Origin of the sequence: Azonexus sp. (genome assembly GCF_036170495.1) — a bacterium.
Classification (GTDB): Bacteria; Pseudomonadota; Gammaproteobacteria; order Burkholderiales; family Rhodocyclaceae; genus Azonexus.
In genome coordinates this window covers 1-4,974 of the sequence record NZ_JAVHPH010000148.1, presented here as the reverse complement: position 1 = coordinate 4,974, position 4,974 = coordinate 1, and the positions used below count along the sequence as shown (strand labels likewise).

Annotated in this window: 6 protein-coding genes; 3 read left to right on the top strand and 3 right to left on the bottom strand. The window is 60.8% G+C overall.

Annotation, left to right across the window (positions count from 1 at the left end; genetic code table 11):
• Positions 1–292 (bottom strand): glutamate--cysteine ligase (locus tag ADADOO_RS04635; protein WP_511275418.1); only part of this gene is annotated, 292 nt, incomplete at its 3' end.
• A 308-nt stretch (positions 293–600) separates the two neighbouring features.
• Here ADADOO_RS04635 and ADADOO_RS04630 point away from each other — a divergent pair.
• Positions 601–2,223 (top strand): ABC-F family ATPase, encoded by a 1,623-nt coding sequence (locus tag ADADOO_RS04630; protein ID WP_511275417.1) that lies wholly within the window; start codon positions 601–603, stop codon positions 2,221–2,223.
• A gap of 124 nt (positions 2,224–2,347) precedes the next feature.
• Here the strand turns inward: ADADOO_RS04630 and ADADOO_RS04625 are convergent, their stop codons facing one another.
• Positions 2,348–2,818 carry an SRPBCC family protein gene (locus tag ADADOO_RS04625; RefSeq protein WP_511275415.1) on the bottom strand — a complete coding sequence of 157 codons (471 nt, stop codon included), beginning with the start codon at positions 2,816–2,818 and terminating at the stop codon, positions 2,348–2,350.
• A 140-nt stretch (positions 2,819–2,958) separates the two neighbouring features.
• Here ADADOO_RS04625 and ADADOO_RS04620 point away from each other — a divergent pair, with 140 nt between their 5' ends.
• The gene (locus tag ADADOO_RS04620) at positions 2,959–3,666 is read left to right on the top strand and encodes a pseudouridine synthase (RefSeq protein WP_511275413.1); all 708 of its coding nucleotides are present in this window, start codon (positions 2,959–2,961) and stop codon (positions 3,664–3,666) included.
• Entirely contained in the window at positions 3,663–4,577 is a 915-nt protein-coding gene (locus ADADOO_RS04615; RefSeq protein ID WP_511275411.1) for a hydrogen peroxide-inducible genes activator, read from the top strand. The genes ADADOO_RS04620 and ADADOO_RS04615 overlap by 4 nt, the downstream gene beginning before the upstream one ends.
• Before the next feature lie 74 nt (positions 4,578–4,651).
• On the opposite strand, the gene ADADOO_RS04610 is transcribed toward ADADOO_RS04615, so the two are convergent.
• Positions 4,652–4,974 (bottom strand): topoisomerase C-terminal repeat-containing protein (locus tag ADADOO_RS04610; protein WP_511275409.1); only part of this gene is annotated, 323 nt, incomplete at its 5' end.

Here is a 4,974-nt window from a genome sequence, read left to right as displayed (position 1 = left end):
GCAGCAGGCTCTTCGCTTCCGGGCAGAATTTCTCGATGGCGCTCATCGCCGCCTGCACGCAGAGCGGCAGGAAGGCGGGGTTCAGATTATTGAAACCGCCGGGGAAAAGATTGGTGTCGACCGGCGCCAGCTTGAAGCCGGAATTGCGCAGGTCGCACGACGAATAAAACGGCGGCGTGTGCTCGAGCCATTGGCCGCGCAGCCAGTGTTCAATCTGCGGGCTGGCCGCCAGGAAGCGCCGTTCAAGCTCGAGCAGCGGGCCAGTGAGGGCGGTGGTGAGGTGGGGAACCATGGGCTGTCTCTCAATCCGGGTTTTCTATTTTTGGCCGCAAATCTTACACCGCAGTGCAGCAAAAGTGCGCCTGTGGTCTGCTTGGCAATTAGCTGAACTGGATGAAAGCGCCGGATTTGTGTTCCTGGCTAGGCGCGAACCGCAGCGATAGCCTTTGCTATCGCGAGGATGAGCAACAACGCCAGGGACGCAAAGACCAGCTTTCACGTTCTGCTAATTGCCAAGCAGGCCACCAACTGCCGTTAACCCCCTGAAAACAGGTAAAATCCGGCCCTTCGTTTTACCGCTTTTTGCAGATTGGAATCACCGTGCTTGTCGCCGCCAACATCACCATGCAGTTCGGGGTCAAACCCCTGTTTGAGAACGTCAATGTCAAATTCGGCGAGGGCTATCGCTACGGCCTGATCGGCGCCAATGGCGCCGGCAAGTCGACTTTCATGAAGATCCTGTGCGGCGCGCTCGAACCGTCGGCCGGCAATGTCTCGAAAGACAAGCACGAGCGCATGGCCTACCTCAAGCAGGACCAGTTCGCTTACGAAGACATGCGCGTCCTCGACGTCGTGCTCATGGGCCACGAGGAAATGTGGGCCTGCATGAGCGAGCGCGACGCCATCTACGCCAATCCGGAAGCGACTGAAGACGACTACATGAAAGCCGCCGATCTCGAGCATCAGTTTGGCGAGTTCGACGGCTATACCGCCGAATCTCGAGCTGGCGAACTGCTGCTTGGCGTCGGCATTCCGACCAGCCAGCACGACGGTCCGATGCGCGAAGTGGCGCCCGGCTGGAAGCTACGCGTCCTGCTTTGCCAGGCGCTGTTCGCCAATCCGGACATCCTGCTCCTCGACGAACCGACCAACAACCTCGACATCAACACCATTCGCTGGCTCGAAGACACCCTGAACGCCCGCGACTCGACGATGATCATCATCTCCCACGATCGTCACTTCCTGAACCAGGTCTGCACCCACATGGCCGACCTCGATTACGGCAAGATCACGACCTACGCCGGCAACTACGACGACTTCATGGAAGCCGCCCAGGCCGCCCGCGAGCGCCTGCAGAACGCCAATGCCAAGGCCAAGGAACGGATCGCCGAACTGCAGACTTTCGTCCGCCGCTTCTCGGCCAACGCCTCGAAGGCCAAGCAGGCGACCAGCCGCGTCAAGCTGATCGAAAAACTCAAGCCGGAAGACATGAAACCGTCGTCCCGCCAGTATCCGTGGATTCGTTTCGACTACGACGAGAAGCAGAAGCTGCACCGCCAGGCCGTCGAGATCGAGAATGTTTCCTTCACCTACGAAGGCGGCGAGCGCAAGATTTTCAACAACCTGACGCTGACCATCAACGCCGGCGAAAAGATCGCCGTGATCGGCGAAAACGGCGTCGGAAAGACGACCTTCCTCAAGCTGCTGATGGGCGAAGTGACGCCGCAATTTGGCACCATCAAGTGGGCCGAAAAGGCCTTCCCTGGCTACTACGCGCAGGACCACAGCGCCCAGTTCGCCGGCACCGAGAGCCTGACCGACTGGATCGCCGGCTACGCCCGCGCCACTATCGAGGACGGCGGCGACCTCGAAACGCTGATTCGCGGCACGCTCGGCCGTCTGCTGTTCTCCGGTGACGAGGTCAAGAAACCGGTCAACGTTATCTCCGGCGGCGAGCAGGGACGCATGCTGTTCGGCAAGCTCATGCTGTCGAAACACAACGTGCTGCTCTTGGACGAACCGACCAACCACCTCGACATGGAATCAATCGAAGCGCTGAACTCGGGGCTGGAAAAATTCCCTGGCACCCTGGTCTTCGTCTCGCATGACCGCGAGTTCGTCTCCTCGCTGTCCACTCGCGTCTTCGAGGTCAAGAACGACGGCCGGATCATTGATTACCTGGGTGGCTACGAAGACTACCTGGCTTCGCTAGGCGTCGAATAAAACATCCGCTGAGAGCCCTCAAGGCTGTCAACGGATTTCAATTTTTGCCTGTTTTTCCGGTTGACCGTGGGCATGCCCGGCTTGACCGACAAAGGCCGAAACGCACTGCGTTTTCGGCCTTTTTCTATTGAACCTCGCCGCCGGCAGCCAAGGTGCGGATGATGCGCACACAGTCGACGTCAGACTGGTGATAGGCCGACTTGACGTACTCGATGTAGGCCTGTTCCTCAGAGTTTGGATCGGTCGCCAGTGTTGTCTGGTAAGCAAAGCGCAGGAACAGGAAGTCGGGTTTCGGCTCCTCAATGGTGATCATCAGGCCGCCGCCGGGATGGACCTCGGAGGGCTGGATGTCGAAGCGCACCGACACCATGTGGACCAGCGTCACCCGGTCATGAATCACCGCCGGGCCGAAATCGAGCTCGCGGAGCAGGGTGTCGGCCTGCCGTTCGAGAATGGTGCAGGATTCCAGTCCGGGCAGGAAAGGAACGGCATTTTCGACGCGATGGAGCAGGCCCAGCCACAGCTGATCGCGGGTCATGGTCTCGACCAGCGGGTTTTCCGGGTCGTTGATCTGGATAAGATGTTCGAAGTTCATGGATATATTGTATTTCATCGCCCGGCCGCCCATTGCTTTGTCGACCGCGCCTTGTCGTGCTATTCGCACTGCCTGCGGCTTGTCTTCGCGCACTGGTCAGCCGGGCGATGAAATAGTTGGCTCGTGTTAACATCCCGGCCATGCAACTAGAACGTATCCTCCAAAAACACGGCTTCGGTTCCCGTCGGGAATGCCGGGGCCTCATCCGCCGCGAACGTGTGGCGATCAGTGGCCAGGTTTGCGACGATCCTTTCGTCGAACTCGATACCGAAGGGCTGGTGTTCACCGTCGATGGCGTCGATTGGCCCTACGCCGAATTCGCCACGCTGATGCTCAACAAGCCGGCCGGCCACGAATGCTCGCGCAAGCCGAAACACCACGCCAGCGTCCTCGAACTGCTGCCGGTGCCCTTGCGCGAACGCGATGTCCAGCCGATTGGCCGGCTCGATGAAGACACCACTGGTCTGCTGCTGATCACCGACGACGGCCAGCTCAACCACCAGCTTTCCTCGGCCAAGCGCAAGGTGCCGAAGGTCTATCTCGCGACGACCAAACATCCGCTCGATCAGGCGCAGATCGATCAGCTACTGGCCGGCGTCGTGCTCGCCGACGAGGTCGAATCGATATCTGCCGCGGCGGCCGAGATCGTCGGTCCCAACCAGCTCCGTCTGACCCTGACCGAAGGTAAGTACCACCAGGTCAAACGCATGGTGGCGGCGGTCAGCAATCGCGTCGAGGCGCTGCATCGTGAAGCCGTCGGCGAACTGACCCTGCCGCCCGACCTCAAGCCGGGCGAATGGCGCTGGCTTTCAGCGGTCGACCTGAAAAAACTCGGCTATTCGCAATGACCCTGACCGAAATGCGCTACATCGTGGCTCTCGCCCGCGAGCGGCATTTCGGCAAGGCAGCCGAGGCCTGCCACGTCAGCCAGCCAACGTTGTCGGTGGCGCTCAAGAAGGTCGAAGGCCAGCTCGGCTCGCCGCTTTTTGAACGGGGCGCCAGCGATGTTCGCATCACGCCACTTGGCGAGCGCATTGTCGCCCAGGCCACGCGGGTGCTCGAAGAGGCCGTCAAGCTCGAAGAGATCGCCGAAGCAACCGGCGAACCGCTGAGCGGCCAGCTCCGGGTCGGCATCATCTACACCATTGCGCCCTACCTGCTGCCCCAGTTGATTCCGGCCCTCAATCGCGAGGCGCCGAAAATGCCGCTCTTCCTCAAGGAAGATTTCACGGCCAACCTGATTCCCGCGCTCAAGGCCGGCGAGCTCGACGTCATCGTTATCGCGCTGCCCTTTGCCGAACCCGGTCTGGTCGCCCAGCCGGTGTACGACGAGCCTTTCCGCGTCGTCGTCCCGGCCAGCCATCCGTGGGCTTCCCGCTCGGATGTCAATGGCGACGAACTCGACGGCCAAAACCTGTTGCTCCTCGGCCAGGGCAACTGTTTCCGCGATCAGGTGCTCGAATCCTGCCCCCGCCTGAGCGCGCCGGATGCCCTCGAACATTCGCTCGAAGGCAGCTCGCTCGAAACCATCCGCTACATGGTCGCCAGTGGCGCCGGCGTCGCGGTCATGCCGAGTACGGCGGCCGATCCGCTGGTCGCCAAGGAGCCGATGGTCAAGGTGCTGCCCTTTGCCGGGATCCAGCCCAAACGCACGGTCGGCCTCGTCTGGCGCATCACCTTCCCGCGCCCGCAAGCCATCGACGCCGTCCGCGCCGCGCTGCTCTCCTGCCAGCTACCGGGCGCTTCGGCAGTGCGCTGAGGTTTCACGTGGAACGGTAGAAAAAAAGCCCTCGGCGTTGGCGGAGGGCTTTTTGCTGCTTGGCTGACGGGGAATCAGGTCGCCGCTTCGGCTTTCTTCTTGGCTGGCGCCTTGGGTTTGGCCACTTTCTTCTCGAACTCGAAACCGACCTTGCCGTCCTTGGCCACCAGATAGGCCGAGAACTTGCGGCGGGTGCGATTGGAGACGAATTCCTTGAGCAGGTCGGTCTTACCTTCGGCCAGCAGCTTTTTCATCTGGCCGAGGTCGATTGGCTGCTGAAGAATGATCTTTCCGGAGCGGAAATCGCAGGTCTTGTCCGGCCCGACCGATTTTTCGCAGACGTAGGAATTGCCGTGCTCGAAGACGTTGCTGGCGCATTTCGGGCATTTGCCGATGC

What these genes read in the sequence shown, in the direction of transcription:
- ADADOO_RS04625 (WP_511275415.1), bottom strand. Translation starts at nt 2,818, where the DNA reads ATGAACTTCGAACATCTTATCCAGATCAACGACCCGGAAAACCCGCTG.
- ADADOO_RS04620 (WP_511275413.1), top strand. Translation starts at nt 2,959, where the DNA reads ATGCAACTAGAACGTATCCTCCAAAAACACGGCTTCGGTTCCCGTCGG.
- ADADOO_RS04615 (WP_511275411.1), top strand. Translation starts at nt 3,663, where the DNA reads ATGACCCTGACCGAAATGCGCTACATCGTGGCTCTCGCCCGCGAGCGG.